This is a genomic window from Pseudomonas sp. NPDC096925 (assembly GCF_044762545.1).
Classification (GTDB): Bacteria; Pseudomonadota; Gammaproteobacteria; order Pseudomonadales; family Pseudomonadaceae; genus Aquipseudomonas.
Genome location: NZ_JBIWEM010000001.1, coordinates 615009 through 633193 on the forward strand (window position 1 = coordinate 615009; position 18185 = coordinate 633193).

General features: G+C 59.5%; 21 protein-coding genes. All 21 read left to right on the plus strand.

Going from position 1 to position 18185, the window contains the following annotated elements; genetic code table 11:
• The first annotated feature begins 8 nt into the window (after positions 1-8).
• The 21 genes from ACIQYU_RS02995 (at position 9) to ACIQYU_RS03095 (ending at position 18108) form a co-directional block, all read left to right on the plus strand.
• Positions 9-350, plus strand: coding sequence for an antiterminator Q family protein (locus tag ACIQYU_RS02995; protein WP_010952642.1), 342 nt, complete (start codon positions 9-11; stop codon positions 348-350).
• A 199-nt stretch (positions 351-549) separates the two neighbouring features.
• Complete coding sequence (locus ACIQYU_RS03000) at positions 550-873, plus strand: phage holin, lambda family (protein ID WP_402798202.1); 324 nt, start codon at positions 550-552, stop codon at positions 871-873.
• The gene (locus tag ACIQYU_RS03005; RefSeq protein WP_402798203.1) at positions 873-1208 is read left to right on the plus strand and encodes an HNH endonuclease; all 336 of its coding nucleotides are present in this window, start codon (positions 873-875) and stop codon (positions 1206-1208) included. Before ACIQYU_RS03000 ends, ACIQYU_RS03005 begins: the two co-directional genes overlap by 1 nt.
• 165 nt (positions 1209-1373) lie before the next feature.
• Complete coding sequence (locus ACIQYU_RS03010; RefSeq protein ID WP_402798205.1) at positions 1374-1874, plus strand: terminase small subunit; 501 nt, start codon at positions 1374-1376, stop codon at positions 1872-1874.
• 3 nt (positions 1875-1877) lie between these two features.
• Positions 1878-3554, plus strand: coding sequence for a terminase large subunit (locus tag ACIQYU_RS03015; RefSeq protein WP_402798207.1), 1677 nt, complete (start codon positions 1878-1880; stop codon positions 3552-3554).
• A gap of 205 nt (positions 3555-3759) precedes the next feature.
• Complete coding sequence (locus ACIQYU_RS03020) at positions 3760-4971, plus strand: phage portal protein (protein WP_402798209.1); 1212 nt, start codon at positions 3760-3762, stop codon at positions 4969-4971.
• A complete protein-coding gene (locus tag ACIQYU_RS03025; protein WP_135002672.1) occupies positions 4949-5602 on the plus strand; it encodes an HK97 family phage prohead protease in 654 nt (217 codons plus the stop codon). Before ACIQYU_RS03020 ends, ACIQYU_RS03025 begins: the two co-directional genes overlap by 23 nt.
• 10 nt (positions 5603-5612) lie before the next feature.
• Positions 5613-6815 (plus strand): phage major capsid protein, encoded by a 1203-nt coding sequence (locus tag ACIQYU_RS03030; protein ID WP_402798211.1) that lies wholly within the window; start codon positions 5613-5615, stop codon positions 6813-6815.
• 39 nt (positions 6816-6854) lie between these two features.
• Entirely contained in the window at positions 6855-7280 is a 426-nt protein-coding gene (locus ACIQYU_RS03035; protein ID WP_332730380.1) for a HeH/LEM domain-containing protein, read from the plus strand.
• Positions 7273-7590 carry a head-tail connector protein gene (locus tag ACIQYU_RS03040; protein WP_402798214.1) on the plus strand — a complete coding sequence of 106 codons (318 nt, stop codon included), beginning with the start codon at positions 7273-7275 and terminating at the stop codon, positions 7588-7590. The genes ACIQYU_RS03035 and ACIQYU_RS03040 overlap by 8 nt, the downstream gene beginning before the upstream one ends.
• Positions 7587-7913, plus strand: a complete 327-nt coding sequence (locus ACIQYU_RS03045) for a phage head closure protein (protein ID WP_402798216.1) — start codon at positions 7587-7589, stop codon at positions 7911-7913. Before ACIQYU_RS03040 ends, ACIQYU_RS03045 begins: the two co-directional genes overlap by 4 nt.
• 9 nt (positions 7914-7922) lie before the next feature.
• Entirely contained in the window at positions 7923-8093 is a 171-nt protein-coding gene (locus ACIQYU_RS03050) for a hypothetical protein (RefSeq protein WP_402798218.1), read from the plus strand.
• Positions 8094-8096: 3 nt separating this feature from the next.
• Positions 8097-8672, plus strand: coding sequence for an HK97-gp10 family putative phage morphogenesis protein (locus tag ACIQYU_RS03055; protein WP_402798219.1), 576 nt, complete (start codon positions 8097-8099; stop codon positions 8670-8672).
• Positions 8665-9051 (plus strand): DUF3168 domain-containing protein, encoded by a 387-nt coding sequence (locus ACIQYU_RS03060; RefSeq protein WP_332730385.1) that lies wholly within the window; start codon positions 8665-8667, stop codon positions 9049-9051. Before ACIQYU_RS03055 ends, ACIQYU_RS03060 begins: the two co-directional genes overlap by 8 nt.
• Before the next feature lie 55 nt (positions 9052-9106).
• On the plus strand, positions 9107-9610 hold the full coding sequence (locus tag ACIQYU_RS03065; protein WP_105948376.1) for a hypothetical protein: 504 nt from the start codon (positions 9107-9109) through the stop codon (positions 9608-9610).
• 40 nt (positions 9611-9650) lie between these two features.
• Entirely contained in the window at positions 9651-9980 is a 330-nt protein-coding gene (locus ACIQYU_RS03070) for a hypothetical protein (protein ID WP_033698153.1), read from the plus strand.
• Positions 9981-10270: 290 nt separating this feature from the next.
• Positions 10271-13669: a phage tail tape measure protein gene (locus ACIQYU_RS03075; RefSeq protein WP_402798222.1), complete on the plus strand. Its 3399-nt coding sequence runs from the start codon at positions 10271-10273 to the stop codon at positions 13667-13669.
• Positions 13666-14151 (plus strand): DUF1833 family protein, encoded by a 486-nt coding sequence (locus tag ACIQYU_RS03080; protein WP_402798224.1) that lies wholly within the window; start codon positions 13666-13668, stop codon positions 14149-14151. The genes ACIQYU_RS03075 and ACIQYU_RS03080 overlap by 4 nt, the downstream gene beginning before the upstream one ends.
• Before the next feature lie 64 nt (positions 14152-14215).
• Positions 14216-14575 carry a hypothetical protein gene (locus ACIQYU_RS03085; RefSeq protein WP_402798226.1) on the plus strand — a complete coding sequence of 120 codons (360 nt, stop codon included), beginning with the start codon at positions 14216-14218 and terminating at the stop codon, positions 14573-14575.
• A gap of 58 nt (positions 14576-14633) precedes the next feature.
• Positions 14634-15035: a hypothetical protein gene (locus ACIQYU_RS03090; protein WP_402798228.1), complete on the plus strand. Its 402-nt coding sequence runs from the start codon at positions 14634-14636 to the stop codon at positions 15033-15035.
• Positions 15007-18108 carry a host specificity factor TipJ family phage tail protein gene (locus ACIQYU_RS03095; RefSeq protein WP_402798230.1) on the plus strand — a complete coding sequence of 1034 codons (3102 nt, stop codon included), beginning with the start codon at positions 15007-15009 and terminating at the stop codon, positions 18106-18108. The genes ACIQYU_RS03090 and ACIQYU_RS03095 overlap by 29 nt, the downstream gene beginning before the upstream one ends.
• Positions 18109-18185 lie beyond the last annotated feature (77 nt).

Sequence of the window (18185 nt, forward strand, 5' to 3'; positions counted from 1 at the left end):
GGAAGGACATGAGCAACGTAGAGAAGTCGGCTGAATACCTGCTGGAGCACTGGGGCCGCTGGGTTGTGCTGGGCTCCGGCGTTTCGTGCTGCGCATCGCGGGAGAACACTATCCTCGATCCAATGATCACGGATGACGATGCCTTGTTCATTGACCGGCTGGTAGGTCGGCTCAGTAAGCGTTACCCCGAGTGCGGCCAGGTCATCATCAAGTACTACACCTCTCGCGACACCTCGCTCAGGGATGTTGGCAAGAAGCTTGGCTTTGGTGAGGAGAAGACCCGGCAGCTGTGGAAGGCCGGTGTGGCCTGGATCGACGGCGCGATTGATATTCGTCGTGAAGCTGCTTGACAGCCCCGGTCCTCACCCGTATCTTTCGTGTTACTTTGCGGTAGGTGCGCGAGAGCAAACTCGCCATCACCAGCAGCCTCCTTAGAGCCTCGGCATTCGCCGGGGCTTTTTCGTTTTCGGCTCCACCACGCCCATCGCCCCGAGCTGGGAGTGCTGTTGGGGCCGAACCTATTTCGCTCCCTAACAGGGAGGAACCGAGATGCCGAACATGCCCGAGAAGGATCCTGGCCTATGGGCCGCTGTGCTCGCCTGGGTACTGGCTCACCAGCCTCAGCTGTACACCGGTGGAATGGCCGCTGCGGTGGCTATGTGCCGCGTCATCTATGGTGGTGGTCGCGGGCGCAAGATATTCCTTGAGGGCACGATCTGCGGATTGATCGCCATCAGCTTGCTGCCGGTGCTGGAGTACTTCGCGCTGCCACCCAACCTGTCCGTCTTCGCTGGTTGCCTGGTTGGCTTCATGGGCGTGGAGAAGCTTCGCGACTACTCCGACCGGTTCATGAGCAAGAAGGTGGAAGGCTGATGGCCAGGCTCAAGACTCTCGGCTCCCGCATCAAGGAGAGCGCGGGTGCACGAGTCAAGGTGGTAACACCGGGCAGCTGGCGGAGCGGTATGACCAGCACCCAGCGTGGCTACGGCTACAAGTGGCAGAAGGCCCGAGAGCAGTACCTGCGCGACAACCCACTGTGCGTGTACTGCGCCAAGATCGGCAGGACCACTGCGGCAAGCGTGGTCGACCACATCGTTGCGCATCGCGGTGATCAGGATCTCTTCTGGGACCAGGCGAACTGGCAGTCGCTGTGCAAGCCCTGCCACGACTCGGTCAAGCAGGCTGAAGAGGCTGCTGGGATCTTATAGCGCCATAAAAATCTTATTTTTCTAAGAAAAAAGCACGGCGAAGGCTCTAGATCGAAAAATCGGGTCATGGGCAGGGGGGGGTACCCAAAATATTGGGATTCCGCCGTAGCTAGACCGCCACCGACCCCACGTAGACATTTTTCTCCCCCCTCAAGGTTTTTGTTAATGGTGTTAACAGACAAACAGCGACAGTTTGTTGACGCTAAGGCCCGAGGTGCGTCAAACAAAGAAGCAGCGGAGGCCGCAGGCTGTAAGGCCTCGACAGCATCCGCAGCAGGCTCGCGCTGGGCCAATGATCCGAAGATCGCATCGGCAATTCTCGCTCGTCGAGCCGAGCTGAGTGTTAACCCTGAGCCGAAAAAGCGCAGAGCCAAACCGAAGGCTGATGAAGCCAGTGAAGACCAGGTCGAGATCAACGAGGCCGACGGCGAGTTCCTGAGTTGCTTGCCATCTACTGACGATCCACTGGTGTGGCTGCTCGCCTTGATGAACGAGCCACGGGCCAAGGTCTTCGACCGGCGGAACGCCGCGCAGACGGCCGTTCCGTATATCCACGGGAAGAAGGCAGAGGCAGGCAAGAAAGAGCAGAAGGCTGAGGCCGCGAAAGAGGCCGGCAAGGGCAAGTACTCCCAGAGCAAGCCGCCCCTCACAGTCGTCAAGAGGTGATGCATGCTTTGGACTACGGCCTGCCCAGACTGGTGGCGGCGCCTGGCTGCTGGCGAATCCATCATCCCCGAACCGCTATTCCCGGAGGAAGCAGCGGAGAGCATTGAGGTTTTCAAGGGGCTTCGTATTGTCGATGCCCCAGGCAGTCCAACCATCGAGAGCGCGTGCGCCCCCTGGGTGCTCGCGTTCGCAGGGGCTGTGTTTGGCAGCTACAACACCGAGACCGGTGAGCGCCTGATTCGGGAATTCATGCTGTGCATCCCGAAGAAGAACAGCAAGTCAACCATTGCCGCCGCGATCATGTTGACGGCTTTGGTCCGCAATTGGCGGATGTCGGCCGAGTTCATCATCCTTGCGCCGACCAAAGAAATTGCCGACAACGCCTTCGTGCCGGCCAAGGACATGGTCAACAACGATGATGAGCTGAAGGATCTGCTGCACGTACAGCCGCACCTCCGGTTGATCACCCATCGCGAGACGGGCGCAACCTTGAAGGTGGTAGCTGCGGATAGCGACGTGGTTGGCGGCAAAAAAGCGGTCGGTGTGTTGATCGATGAGGCCTGGCTGTTCGGCAAGAACCCAAAGGCAGCGGACATGATTCGCGAGGCCACTGGCGGCCTGCTATCCCGCCCGGAAGGCTTCATCATCTGGCTGACCACTCAATCTAACGAGCCGCCAGCTGGAGTGTTCCGCTCCAAGCTGAATTACGCCCGCGGCGTGCGCGACGGCCGCATCAACGATAACCGCTTCCTCCCGATCATCTACGAGTTTTCCAAGGAGATGATCGACAGCGGGGGAGCGCGGAAGCCCGAGAACTTCCACCTAGTCAACCCAAACATGGGCTACTCGGTGGACCGGCCCACGCTCGAGCGCCTGCACATGCAGGCTGAAATCGACGGCGAGGCAGAGATGCGCGGCTTCCTGGCCAAGCACCTCAACATTGAAATCGGCCTTGCGCTGATGTCCGACAGCTGGGTCGGAGCGGAGTACTGGGAGGCTCAGGTCAGGCCTGGGCTCACGCTCGACACCATGCTGGAGCTGTGTGACGTCATTGCAGTTGGCGGTGACGGCGGTGGCCTGGACGACTTGCTTGGTCTTGCCGCTGTTGGCCGGATGCGCGATTCACGGATCTGGCTGCACTGGGCGCATGCCTGGGCTCACCCCTCGGTACTGGAGAGGCGCAAATCGGAGGCGCCCAGGCTGCTCGATCTCAAGGCAACAGGCGATCTCACGATCGTTGAGCGAATCGGTGATGACGTCGAACAGCTCGCTACCATTGTCGCGAGGATTTACCAGGCCGGCGTGCTCGACAAAGTGGGGCTTGACCCTGCAGGCATCGGTGCTGTGCTTGATGCGTTGGCTGAAGCCGGCGTCCCAGAGGAAAAGGTGATTGGTATTTCCCAGGGCTGGAAGCTCACGGGGGCGATCAAGACTACCGAGCGACGGCTTGCAGACGGGTCTTTGCAGCACTGCGGGCAGCCGCTCATGGCTTGGGCATGCGGCAACGCTAAGGGCGTCCCCTCTGCAAACGCCTTCTTGATCACGAAGCAGGCGTCAGGCACCGCGAAGATTGACCCGTTGATGGCGACGTTCAACGCAGTCTCGCTGATGGCGTTGAATCCTCAACCCGAGAAGTCCCTCTCGGACCACATCATGAAGCACGGAATCAGAACCCTATGACCCCTGAACAAGAGGCGCCTCGCGATGACGGGGCGCCGGCCCTCGATCGCCTTCGCGAAAGCTTGCCTGACCTGGTCGGTATGGTCGGCTTCGGGCTGCTGGCCCGCGGATTGTGGGTTGGCTTTGGAGAGGCGGTGTCGCTATCCGTATGCGGGGTGATCCTGATGGCTCTGTCTGCTTACGCAATCATTCGAGGTGGTAGCTGATGCTTAGAGCCCTCCTTGGAAGAAAGAGCAATCCGCTGACTATCGATACTTCGGAAAAATTGGCCCAGGCGCTCGGGTCTGGCTACGAAACGGCATCCGGCCAGAGGGTTACGACTACAACCGCCCTGCAGCAGCTAGTGGTTTTCAACTGCGTGCGCGTGCTTTCCGAGTCGATAGGCATGCTCCCGTGCCGGCTGATGAAGCAGACGGAGAAGGTAAGGCTCCCGGCGACTGGTCATCGACTGTATCCACTTCTGTCCATGGCGCCTAACGGATATATGACCGCCCAGGAGTTCTGGGAAATGCTGGTGGCGTGCCTGTGCTTGCGCGGCAACTTCTACGCCTACAAGGTCGAGGCGCTCGGCAATGTAGTTGAGCTTCTGCCGCTCAATCCCGACATCGTCCATCCGAAACTGAACGACGATTGGTCGGTTGAGTACAAGGTCGATTTCAAGACTGGTCAGAAAACTCTTTCCCAAAAAGAAATATGGCATGTCCGGCTGTTCACCCTGGATGGGTTGCACGGCCTGAACCCTATCGCCTATGCCCGGCAGACGCTTGGGTTGGGGCAAGCGATGGATGCCCATGCTGGCAAGTTGTTCACCAACGGCGCCGTTACGAGCGGTGTGCTGCGAACTGATCAGACGCTGACCGACGACGCCTTTGCCCGGCTGAAAGAAGAGTTCCAGGGCGAGCACATGGGCGTGGCGAATGCCTACAAGCCCATGATCTTGGAGATGGGGCTGGACTGGAAACCTATCAGCCTGAATGCCCAGGACACCCAGTTCATCGAGTCGAAGCGTATGACGGAGGCGCAGATCTGCGGGCTCTTCCGTGTTCCGCCGCACCTGGTGGCCAACATGGACAAGATGACGCTCAACAACGTTGAGCAGATGGGCATGAACTTCGTGAACTACTCCCTGGTGCCGATCATTACTCGCATCGAGCACCGGGTGCAGGTCGGTTTGCTCAACGCGAAGGACCGGCTCACCCACTACGCCAAGTTCAACGCAGGTGCCCTGATGCGCGGCGACCTTAAGGGGCGCTACGAGGCGTACGCGAAGGGCATCCAGTGGAGCATCTTGTGCCCCAACGAGTGCCGCGACCTCGAGGACATGAACCCTCGAGAAGGCGGCGACGTGTACCTGACCCCATTGAACATGACCACCAAACCAGAGGCTGCCGACGATGCAGACAAAACAGCGCCTTGACCGCCCGCTGACCATCAAGTCGGTTAGCGAAACCGGTGAATTCGAAGGATACGGCTCGGTGTTTGGCGTCGAAGACAGCTATGGCGACGTGGTTGTCCGCGGCGCGTTCGAAGCCAGCCTGGCTCGATGGAAGGAGAAGGGCCGGCTACCTGCGATGCTCTGGCAGCACAACATGAGCGAGCCGATCGGCATCTACACCGAGATGCGCGAGGACGACGTCGGGTTGTTCTTCAAGGGGCGATTGCTCATCGAGGACGACCCGCTTGCTAAGCGCGCCCATGCGCACATGAAGGCCGGCAGCCTGACCGGGACGTCCATCGGCTACATGCTGGATGACTACGAGTACGACAAGGAAAAGGGCGTCTGGATCCTGAAGCAGATCGACCTGTGGGAGCTTTCCCTGGTCACCTTCCCGGCCAACGACGAGGCCCGGATCACCGATGTGAAATCTCTGCTGGCCCGTGGCGAGACCCCGCCACCCAGCAAAGTGGAGCGCGCCCTGCGAGAAGTAGGGTTCTCGGGCTCCCAGGCCAAGGCCTTCATGGCCAAAGGCTACGGCGCAGTTTCACCGCGAGAGGCGGGTGCCGACGAAGCACTTCAATCCCTGAAATCCCTTTTGGACAAAATGTAAGGAGCCTCTCATGGCTGTTGAAAAGAAAGATATCGATGACGTCGCTGAAGCCCTGGGCAAGAAGTTCGACGAATTCAAGAAGACCAACGACAAGCGCATCGAAGGCTTGGAGGAAGAGAAAGGCAAACTGTCCGGCCAGGTCGACACGCTGAACGAGAAACTGGGCGAGCTCGACGAGCTCAAGACTTCCCTCGAGCAGGAGCTGGCCGCGCTGAAGCGCCCGGATGGTACTGGCACCAAGGCCGCAAGCGAACACAAGACCGCATTCATGCAGTTCGTGCGCAAGGGCATTGATACCGGCCTGGGCGACCTGCAGGCCAAGGCGCTGCAAATCGGCAATGACGCAGACGGCGGCTACGCAGTTCCGGAAGAGTTGGACCGCAGCATCATCGAGTTGCTGAAAGATACCTCTCCAATGCGCCAGGTGTGCAACCAGATCACTGTCGGTACGCCTGACTACAAGCGCCTGGTCAGCCTGGGCGGCGCTGGTTCCGGCTGGGTCGGCGAAACCGCGCCCCGCCCAGCAACTGGTACCCCGACCCTGGGGCAGATCGCAGCATTCATGGGCGAGATCTACGCCAACCCGCAGGCTACCCAGACGAGCCTGGACGATATTTTCTTCAATGCTGAGGCCTGGCTGAATGGCGAAGTGGCCCGCGAGTTCTCGGAGAAGGAAGGCGCAGCCTTCACCAGTGGCGATGGTGTCGACAAGCCGAAAGGCTATCTGGCCTACGACTTGGTTCTGGATAGCGACAAAACTCGTGCTTTCGGCAAGCTCCAGAAGCTGATTTCCGGTGCCGCCGGCGCCTTCACCGGTGACAACCTCATCGACCTGATCCATTCGCTGAAGGCCGGCTACCGCGCCAATGCCCGGTTCATGATGACCAACCTGACCGTCGCCTATGCCCGCAAGCTGAAGGACAGTCAGGGCAATTACCTGTGGCGCCCAGGCCTGGAGGCTGACAAGCCGTCCACCCTGCTGGGCTACGGCATCGTAGAAAACGAGGATGTGCCGGACGTTGCCGCCGACGCCAACGCCATCTCGTTCGGCGACTTCCAGCGGGGTTACACCATCGTGGATCGCATCGGCACCCGTGTACTGCGCGACCCCTACACCAACAAGCCATACGTTGGCTTCTACACCACCAAGCGCGTCGGCGGCATGCTCGTCGACTCCCAGGCGATCAAGGTTCTGACCCTGAGCGCAGCCTGATCGGGTGGGCGCCTTTGGCGCCCATTCCTCGGAGGATTTATGCCAATCATTCTCGTGAAAAAGCCATTTCCGTTCGCGGTAGATGGCAACCAAGTGGTGGAAATCAAGGCGGGCGAGCAGGACGTGTCGGATCGCTGTGCGCTTGTGGCTGTCGAGCACCTGGGCGTTGCCGAGTACCTCGACCGCCAGGCCGCGCCGGTGCTGCGCGAAGATGGTCCGACCGTGGCCGAGTGGGTGGAGGCAGGTTACCCGGCGGCGAGTTACCCACCTGAGGGTTATGCCTCGCGTAGTTCGCAGGAGGAGATCGACGAAGCGATCTTGCTGCAGAAGGATGCCGAGAACGAAACCGACCCCCTGAAAATGACAGTGCCGAAGCTCAAGGAATGGCTCACCGCCAACAACATCGAATTCGATGCCGGCCTGCTCAAGCCTGCCTTGCAGGCCCTGGTCCCGAAAAATGATTGATCTTGACGTGGTCAAGGTGCACTTGAAGGTCGATGGCGACGACGAGGACACCCTGATTCAGGGGTACACCGACGCCGCCATCAGCTCCTTCGAACTCTGGACCAACCGATTGTTGGTTGCCGAAGGCGATCCGCTGCCAGAGCCAGTCGGCAACGCGCTTACGATTACCAAGGCGATTCGCCAGGGAGCACTTCTGCTGATCGGCCACTGGTACGCAAACCGCGAGGCTGTGGCTACCGGTACCATCGCCACAGAGTTGCCTTTGGCGACCAACGCTCTATGGCGCCCGCATCGTTGGGTGAACGTATGAGAGCAGGCCCAATGCGGCACCGCTGCAAGGTGTTCAAACCTCACCGAGAACAGAATTCTTCCGGCGGTTTCGTTGAAGCCTGGCTGGAAGTTGGTGAGGTGTGGGCCGAGGTCACGACGCCGACAGGCCGGGTTTCCCCTGTGGCTGAGCAGTTGCAGGCGGTGATCAGTGCCGAAATCCGCATCCGCCCGCGCTCGGACATCGTGGCCGGCTGGCGGCTGACCGAGAAGCGATCGGGTGTGACCTACAAGGTCGAGGCCCCGCTGCTCAACAACGAACGGGACATGCTGCGGCTGCTTTGCTCCAGCGTCCCCAACCCCTGAGGTGAAGTCATGAAAATTCGAGCACTGGGCCCGCTGACGGGCGCATCTGGTGAGCGTGAAAAGGGCGAAGAGTTCGTGGTCGAAAAGGCCTATGGCGATGGCCTGATTGCCCGCGGCTATGCCGAAGAGGTTGTCGAAAAGGCCGAGAAGCCCGAGAAGGCCGCCCAGGCCAAGGAGTAAACCATGGCTCGCCGGTCCAGCATCCGTGGTGATATCCGGCTGCGCCGGACGTTGCGCAACATCCACAAGACCATGGACAACGAGCTCAAACCGGCCATGGACCAGGCCGCCCAACGCGTGCTGGCTACCCAGAAGCAGCTGATCCCGAAAGATACCGGGGCTGCCGCTTCAGCGCTCAAGGTCTACGTTTCGCCCAGCGGTCTGGATGCCCAGATCGGCATTCGGGGAAAGCGCGACAATCGGCGCTATTTCTACCTGCGCTTCCTCGAGTACGGCACCAAGGGTTACACCGGCACCAAGTACCAGCGAGCCGACCGCGATGCGGTGGGTGGCGTGCACACCAACAACCGCGACAAGTCGAAGCTTGGCGGACGCCGGAATTCTATCCGGCAGCGCGACACCAAGAACAAGTCCGACGGCCAGCACTTCTTCGGTAAGTACCCTGACATTCCAGCCAGGCCTCCTCACCCATGGCTGCGGCCGTCAATCGATGTGAACAGGGAGTATGTGATGGCCGACATTGAAGCCGCAGTGCGCCAGACCTTGCGCAAGGCGAGCCAGGGGGTAGGCAATGGCTGATCCATCGCTCGCCCTGCAGCAGGCCATATTCGCTCGCCTCAAGGCCGAGGTCAGTTGCCCGATCTACGACGGTGCGGACATCAACACCCCGATGCCCTATGTGTCGATCGACCGGGAAATCTCGGTGAATGCCAGCCCGATCTCCGGGCGAAAGCGCGAGACGCGCCTGATCTACCTGTCGGTCTGGTCCGATGCCGTTGGCCAGGCCGAGGTGAAGCGCATCAACGGCGAGGTTATCGCCGCCCTGGACGAGCGCCGCCTGCCGCTTGAAGTCGGCCGTGCCGTCTCCGTCCGGGTCGAGCAGGCCGACGCCCAGCGCGATGCCGACGGCATCACTTACCAGGGCTCGATCACCGTCCGTGTGATCACCACCCACTGAATCACCCACTGGCCGCGCTGCGGCTTCTATCCAACGTGGCTTTGGAGGATCCCCCATGCCCGCAGAAGACAACCTCAATACAGCCGCCGGCTGCCGCCTCTTCATTGGCGGAAAGACCGGTGCGACCACCAAAACCGAGTTCGAGGCCGACACCTATGTGCGTGTTGGTGAAATCGAAGACCTCGGTGAGTTCGGCGACACCTTCAGCAGCGTGACCTTCACGTCGCTCGAGGATGGCCGTGTGCGCAAGTACAAGGGCACGGCTGACGCCGGCGACATGACCCTCACTGTGGGCCTGGATAACGGTGACGCCGGCCAGAACGCGGTGAAGACCGCTCACAAAGACCGCAGCAAGGGTGACTACAACATCAAGGTGACCCTGAATGACGGCGACCCTGATGCCTCGCCGGCCATCAGCCCGACCACGTTCTACTACCGGGCAAAGGTCATGAACAACACCGTGGCTGCCGGTGCCGCTGACAATGTGGTCCGCCGCAACATCACCCTGGGCATCAACTCGGAAATCCTCGAGCTGCTGCCGGCCCCTGTAACCCCATAAGTGCCCGGGGCTACGGCCCCGGCCTCACAGGACCTGCCTAATGAACAACACGTTGCACGGTACCGTTACCGTCAAGCTGGGTGACGAAGAGTTCACCCTGACCCCAACCCTGAAGGCTGTGCGGGCGATCGAGAGCCGCTTTGGTGGCCTGCGCGGTGCTTCCCAGGCGATCAACTCGCTCAGCGTCGACGGTTGCGCCGCCATCCTGGTGGCCGGCGCCGGCCTTGACGAGAAGGCCGCCAAGGCAGTGCCAGAGCAAGTCTGGCAGCACGGCGTTCTCGATGTGTCGACGCAGCTGAACGCCTACCTGGTTGCGCTGTACAACCCACGCGGCAAAGAGCCGGGAAACGACCAAGCCGGGACGGCGTAAGCGTCATCGAAGATGGAAGTTACGTTGACCGGCTTTTTTCGATCGCTACGGGTTGGCTGGGCTGGGCGCCGGATGTTGCTTGGTGCACGCCGCTGCCTGAGCTTTTCATGGCACTTGATGCCCGGCTCGAATGGTCGCAAATGACCAACCCCTTCGGCAAAGGGAAGGCCCAAGGCGCAAAGCAGAAACCTAGCGCCTCGACAGTTGCCGACAAGCTGCGCCAGGCACTTACGGGCCGAGGCAAGTAACTCAATTCCCGCTCCGGCGGGTTTTTCGTTCTGGAGAATTACATGGCCGACCAACAGGTCCAGGGAATGCTGGTCCAGATCGAGGCGACCACCGCCCAGCTGCGTAGGGAGTTGGCCAATGCGGATCAGTTGGTCGCGCGGTCATCCCAGGCGATTGACCAGAGTCTGGCTAAGGTCGATTCAGCTTTTGATCGGGCAGGCGCAGCAGCGCAGCAAGCCGGCACTCTCATGCGCGGCGCTTTCGCGGCAGTGGCCGGCGCCGGTCTGATCGGCGGCATCATCCAGCAAGTTGATGCCTACGGGCAGATGTCTGACCGGATGAAGGCTGCAGCTGGTAGCGCAAGTGAGTACCAGTTGGTTCAGGACCACCTGCTACAAACTGCGCAGGAAACCTACCGTCCTCTGGCTGAGGCGCAAGAGCTGTACATCCGCACTGCTGACGTTATGCGTAGCCTGGGCTTTAACACCCAAGAGACGTTGGATATCACGGATAGCTTCAGCTTTCTGCTGGTGACCAACGCGGCTGCTGCAGATAAAGCCGGGTCGGCCTTGGATGCTTATTCGAAGGCGCTGCAGACCGGCAAAGTAGAGGCGGATGGCTGGGTGTCTATTCAGGACGCCATGCCGACCATCGTCAATGCGATTGCCACCGCCACCGGCAAGAGCGCCGAGGAGATCCGGAAGCTCGGCGTCGAGGGCAAGCTGTCGCTCGACTACATTAATACCGGCCTGCTGCGCAACGTGGAGGTCAACCGCAAGGCTGCGGTCGACATGTCCACCAGCGTGCAGGACGCGATGGTGAACATCAGCAACGCCATTCAGGCATTCCTGGGTGGCATGGAAGAGCAAACCGGCATAGTCGCAGGCTTTGCGAACGTGCTGATTGCGCTGGCGAACAACGTCGACCTTGTGGCCGTGGCCATGGGCGGCGTCGGTGCAGCTGCGCTGACCAACTACGTTGTGAAAACTGGGCTGGCCTTGCAGGCAGCGCGGGCTGACCGGGCAGCACGAGTTGCCCAGGCTGAGGCAACACTACAGGCGGCGATAGCAGATCAGCGGAAGGCTCAGACGGCTACCATTCTCGCTGAGCGGGAAGCGATTGCGGCGCGAGGCACCGCAGTTCAGACCCAAATGTCCATCCAGCTTGCGACCGCGCGGACAAAGGAGGCCGCCGCAACCGCCGCAGTAGCAACCGCTCAGTCTGGCTTGAAGGCTGCTTCAGCAGGTCTGCTTGCAGGCCTGGGAGGTCCGATGGGGCTGGCAATCCTCGCCGGCACCGCAGCGGCAAGCTTCCTCTTGCTTCGTGACAACGCTGACCAGGCTGGAGTCAGTCTGGAGGACATGCAAAAGCCCGTATCCCAACTGCGGGAGGAGTTCCAGAAGCTCAACCAGGACCAGCGCGAAGCTGCCCTGGTGAAATGGCATCAGGAGCAGATCAACGCTACGGACAAGGTCAAGGATGCCTACGGAGATCTTGCCCAGGCCATACGCTCTGCGACAGTGACAGCTCCTGTTCGCGACTCGGGCGGCCAGTACAACAAGCAGCTTGCCGAGTACCAGGGGATCATCGATCGGCTGAACGAGGCTCGTTCCTCTGGCGCCAACCTTGCCCCGATCCTCAAGGAAGTTGGTAATCGCCTGCAGTTGCCGGCGGCTACGTTGCAGAGCTGGATCACGCAGGCCGGCGCCGTCAGCGATGCGGATCAGCGCTCAGGTCTGATTGCCGAAACCTTGCGTGTCCTCACTGGTATCACCAAAGAAAACACAGTCGCGACCGAAGCGAACAATGCCGCGAAGAGCGGCATGAGCAGCGCTGGCCAGACTTACCTGGAAACCCTGCAGAAGCAGCTCGGCGGCCTGCAAGACAACAATGACGCGATTAAGATCGCGAACCGCTACATTGCCGAGAATGCGGACCTCACCGAAACAGATCGCCAGGCCATCCTGTCGGCAGCTAACGCCATCGAGGCGCAGAAAAAGGCCAATGACAAGGCGAACAAGTCCAAGCGCGAGGGGGAATCAAAGTCTGAGCAGGCTGCCAAGAAGCAGCTGACGGATTTCAAGGCGGCGGAAGAGGGCTACAAGCGCCAGATCGAACTGATCAACACCACTGGTGACAGGCAGAAGAACGCCACGGAAGTCGCGAAACTCTCCTTCGAGCTTCAGGAGGGCAAGCTCGGCAATCTGTCGAAAGCCCAGCAGAAGCGTCTGCTTGAGTTGGCCACCGAGCTGGATACCCTGAACAAGATCAAGAAGGCCAACGAAGACGATCTAAAGCTCAGCGCTTTCAAGGCTGCTCAGCAAGCCGGCACGCAGTCGGCGGCCAATGGCTATGCCCAAGAGCTGGCCGGAATTGGCTTGGGGGACAAGGCCCGCGACCGTATGCGGTCTGAGCTGGCATTGCGTCAGAAGTATGTCGAAGACCTCCAGTCCCTGAATGAGCAGCGGAACACCGGGCAGATTGAGCCGGAGCTGTATGCGAGCGAAACACAGGTCCTCCAGGAGGAGCTCGACAAGAGGCTGCAAGCTCAACAGAACTACTACGCGGCGATTGACGAGCAGCAGTCCAACTGGATGAACGGCGTTCGCGAAGCGTGGGCGAACTTTGCCGACGAGGCACAGAACTACTCAGCCCAGGCTGCCGATTTGACCAACAGCACCCTCGGCAGCGCCAGGGGTGAACTGAGCACGTTCCTCAAGGATGTTGCCACCGGAGCAGAAGATGCTGGCGATGCATTGAACAACATGTTGGGCGGGTTCGCAGAATCTGTCCTCAACGCGCTGACCGATATGGCGGCGCAATGGCTGGTTTACCAGGGCGTGCAGATGCTCGTCGGGAAAACGACCCAGCTCAGTGCTGCTGGGATGATGAGCGCGAACGCCCAGGCAACCGCGTTGCAGGCCGGCCTCGCTGCCTTTGCATCTACCGCTGCCATTCCAATTGTCGGTCCCGCCTTGGCGCCTGGCGCAATGGCTACTGCCCTGACTATTGCTAACCCGTTGGCTGCGGCTGTGGGGATGACAGCGATGTCTGGGGCTGGGTTCATGGAGGGTGGTTATACCGGGAACGGTCGTCGAGACGAAGTCGCAGGCCCGGTTCACCGGGGGGAATACGTTTTTGACGCAGAAGCAACCGCCCGGATAGGAGTTGGCACTCTTGAAGCCATCAGCAATGGGCGTGCTGCTTTTATCGGAGGGCCAGGAAGTTCTTCGGTCGGCTCTGCCGATGGAGGTGATTCTGTCGGCGGTGCTCAGCCCCAGGCGCAGCTGCCCCCGAACGTCAACTTGTACGAGGATGCCAGTCGCGCAGGGCAGGTTCAGCACTCCACTGGGCCTGATGGCCGTCAGATCTTGGATATCTGCGTGGCGAACATCAGGCAGGGTGGTCAGTTGGCCAAGGCATATGAGCAGTACTACGGGGCGAAAAGGGTAGGGCGATGACAGCAATTGCAACGTTGTATGCCTCCGGTGGCAGGGCTTGGATCATCCCTACCATTGAGCTCCGCTGCGTCTCCTGGCCTGGCCCCGTGTACATCTGTTCAGCGTTTGAAGATCTGGTGGCCACGACCGAGGACGGCGTTCTGGCGACGTTCACGGCGGCTGCCTTCGATGCTGCGTTGCCCAAGCGTGATAACAGCGGTAACCAGTCGCTCACTTTCGCGATCGATAATGTGACTGGTGTTGCTCAGCAACTGATCGATCAGGCACTGGAAGCCAGGGAGAAGATCACCATGATCTTCCGCACTTACCTGTCTTCCGACTTGTCAGCGCCGGCTGAGAAGCCATACCGCATGAACGTTCTGAGCGGCTTCATGGAAGGGGCCACCGTTCAGCTGCAAGCCGGCTACTTCGACTTCGTCAACTTGGCCTGGCCAAGGCGTAAGTACACCTTGGATTTCGTGCCAGCGCTCCGCTACACCTGATTTGCAGGCGTGCTTCAGATGATGACGTTTTGTTATAGTCCCGCGCTTCTGAACGGAGCAAGCCATGAAAAAAGCGTTTTTTGTTGCGTTGATGGGCGCTGTACTCGCGTCTGGTTGTACCGTGCGCGTCGCCGATATGACAGTTGCCAGCACCAAAAACTACAACCTGAACTCGTCCAAGTTCGTGAAGGGTAAGCGGGTCATTGGCGAGGATAACTACCCGGTGATCCTCTTCCCGTTGGGCTTTCCCAACATCAAAACCGCTATGGATGACGCTATCCAGAAAGACCGATGCGCAGTCGGCCTGAGCGATGTGGTTATGACTTCAGTCAACCACTCTTTCATTTTCGGCATGATCGGTTATCGGGTCGAAGGTGATCTGATCATCGACCAGACGCAGCCTGGATGTGCATCCAAAGCCTAGGTCGAAACTACTCCAAATAGCCCAGCCATCGTGCTGGGCTTTTTATTGGGTGTTGGAAATGTTCGATAAGTACCTAGAGGCCACCTACGAAGATGGCGGTCGCGGCCCTGCGTGCTTCGATTGCTGGGGCATGACCAGGCTAGTACGTCATCAGGTCTATGGCTTGCCGCTGCTGCCGAGCTGGGGGTATGTCCGTAACACCATGCCCAAAGAATTCACCCGGGCCGTAAATGTTGAGTCATCGGCCATGGAACGCTGCGAACCGGAAGTAGGGGCTATTGCCTGCATCTGGCGAGGGGAAATCTGCATCCACGTTGCGCTAATCGTTGAGGTGGAAGGTCGGTTGCACGGCCTGGAGATGAAGCCCAGCGGGGCAACCATTAAAACGCTACGGCGTTTTCAAGACCAGTATCTGAAAGTGAGCTACCACCGTGATCGAATTTTACCCGAGCAAGCTTGAGGGTTCTCCCCTGGAGCGCCACCGGACTGATCAGGTTATGACCATTGAGGGTTGGCTTTTTCAGAACGTTCCAGGCTATACGCCCCGGCAGTCACCGCCTATAAGCGTCGAGCTGAACGGGGTGTTCATCAATCCTGAGCGCTGGGCGAAAACCGAATTTTCACCCCAAGACACCGTGAGGATCTACCCGGAGCCGAAAGGTACCGGCTTGGAGGTCGCAGTGTGGGCCGTTGTTGCCGCAGTGGTTGCTGTCGGCGTGGTCATGATGACCCAGAGGCCATTGTCTACTCCGCGCAATCAGGGGCGGTCGGGGCAGAATCTTAACCTGGCCAAGACCACGGGCAACCAGGTCAAAGTGGGTGACGTTATACGCGAGGTTGCAGGCAGGACTCGCATCTTTCCGGACTATCTGGTCCCGCCTCGGCATTACTTCGTCAACGAGACGGAACAATGGGTTGAGCTACTGCTGTGCGTTGGCGTCGGCGAGTTTGAGATAAATCCCACGGACGTCAAGATAGGCGACACTACGCTCGCTTCGCTCGGCAGCACTGCGCGATACAAGGTATACGGACCAGGTGAGTCACTGGCCGACGAGTCAGCCCGGTTGTGGTGGCATAACTCGACCGAAGTCGGTGCGACAAACACTGGATCTGGTGGCCTTACCCTCACCAACACCACTCAGGTAGCACAGCAATTCAGCGGAAATGCTTTGCTGGCGGCTGATCTGGTGCTGAGCGTTCCAGATGGTGCGGGATGGTTCCCGTTTGGCTGGGATAGCGGCATGATTGCGCGCGTCGAGCTGACCTATCCGTACACCTTCACCGCCCCGGTTGATGGTAGTGCGACCATCGTCAGCGGCCCGCATCTCCCCATGCTTCAAGCATTCGTCGGTATGCGGATCGAGATCGCGGGCGCCAATGCTGGAAACTATATTGTTGCGAGCTACGAGCCTGAGGTGCCCGGTACCCCGCCCGTGCCTGGTAACGCATCCATGGTCACCGGAAGCGCGGCGCCTGCTCGTTTCAACTTCGATGTGGTGTCGCTGAGTTTCACCGTATCGCGAGGAGTGAGCAGCTTTCCGGTATCGCTGAATACGAACGTTGCAAACCTTGCCGGCCTGGTTTCTGCGGTCAGCGCGTCCCTGTCCGGTACCGGTCTGGTGGCCAGTGCTTCCTCCGGGAGGCTGCGCATTGCTGAACAGGCCGCACCGTTCACTGGCTCGCCGCTGTCTATAACCGGGTCTGTATCTGACATCCTTGGCTCAAGCCCCGCGTTCGTAACGGGCGTTAAGACAGAGGCCGCCACGGACGGGCAGTACGCCCGCATGACCATGACATACGACGGTGGTGCACCAGCCGTGGGGCTTCAAGCAGGGTCTCTGCTGGCAACAATTGGGTACAGGGGGCTGCGGTATCGGATAACGGAGGTATCCGATGACTCAGTGGAGGATGATGACAACACCCCAGCGGATGAGAGCCACGGGCCATCGGCAATCACGGTCGTTCGACTGACCGACACTGGCGCAGTGGACGATGACTGGCTGGGCTTCGACGCAATGCAAACCAGTGATGTATCGGTTGTGCTGGACTCTTCCACAACTGAAGGCGACTGGGCCGGCTCGTTCGCAGTCTGTCCGGAGAATGAGGTTGTCCGCCGCGTCGAATTGGACTTCTTCTTTCCCGCTGGGCTGATTGCCTATTCGAAGAAGGGGCGTCACGTTGAAGTAACCGTCAAGGTCGAGGCCCAGTATCGCGACATCAACACAGCCGGGGACTGGACAAGCGTTTTCTGGACGTTCAAGGCGGCTCGTCGAGACCAGATCGCATTCACCCGGGCAATCAACTTTCCTACCTACATGAGGGGGGAAATGAGGGTTCGTCGAATTGGTGAGGAGTCGTCGGACAGTAATCAGCAAGACCGTGTGCAGTGGTATGGCCTAAGGGCTCGCATTGATAAAGCCCCGCTGCGTTATGAGGGGGTTACCACAATCGCGGTTTATGCACGCGGCGGTACTAAACTTTCGGCTCAGTCCGAGAGCCAGGTGTCGCTGATAGCCACCCGCAAGCTCCCTGTCCTGGTCAATGGCGCCTGGTCGGAGCCAACGGCTACCCGCGATATCGCGCCGTGGGCGTCCTATGTTTCGAAGTCGGTTGGTGCCACAGATGATGATGTAGATATCGAAGAGTTCGTGCGGTATGGCGCCATTTGGCACAGTCGCGGGGACTACTTCGACTTTTCAGTGGAGGAGGCGGGCACGGTCAAGGAAGCTCTCAATGATGCTCTCAAGGCCGGATTTGCAGAGTTCACGCTTGAGCGAGGCAGGATTACACCGGTACGTGATGAGCCACGCAGCCAGATCAAGTTCATGTATACACCGCAAAACATGACTGGATCCCTAAAGCGCTCATTCACCCTGCCGGCGCCCGACGACTTCGATGGAGTCTCAATCAAGTACCGCGATCAGAGGACTTGGGCGGAAGAAACTGTGAAGTGCAAGCTTCCAGGCGATGCCTTCAAAACGGTCAAAGAGATCACGCTCGATGGAGTAACCGATCGCGACCGTGCGTGGCGCTATGGAATGCGTCAGAGACGAGCACAGGTCTATCAGAACAAAAGCTATAGCTGGAGCACTGAGCTCTCCGCGCTAAACAGCGGTTATCTCAGCTATGACGCTGTCGCTGATGACATCCCTGGGTATGCCCAATCGGGAATCATGACGGGCTTCACTGCTGGGGAGGGTCCGGTAATTATCGAAAGCAGCGAGGCCTTCGTGTGGAGTGAAGGGCAGGCACATGTTCTTGCAGTGCGCAGGCCGGATGGTTCGATCAGCGGCCCGTGGGTTGCGTCTCGAATAGATGACTACCGCATCGCGATCCAATCTATCGACTTTGTGCCGGATCTTTCCCATCAGATTGAGCCGCCTCACCTGTTGTTTGGGATTTCGACACGGTGGTGCTACCCGGTCTTGGTGACCTCAATAGAGCCGGGCGACTACTCGGCGGAAATGGAGGCCATCAACTACGACGTTCGAGTCTACGCAGACGATGACAATTTTGCTCCCGAGGATGCTTGAGGATGCTTTTACTTCCTGATGGTCTTCCGTTGCCTGTTGCTGACGGCTACGGCTTCAAGCCAGTCAGCCCGATAGTT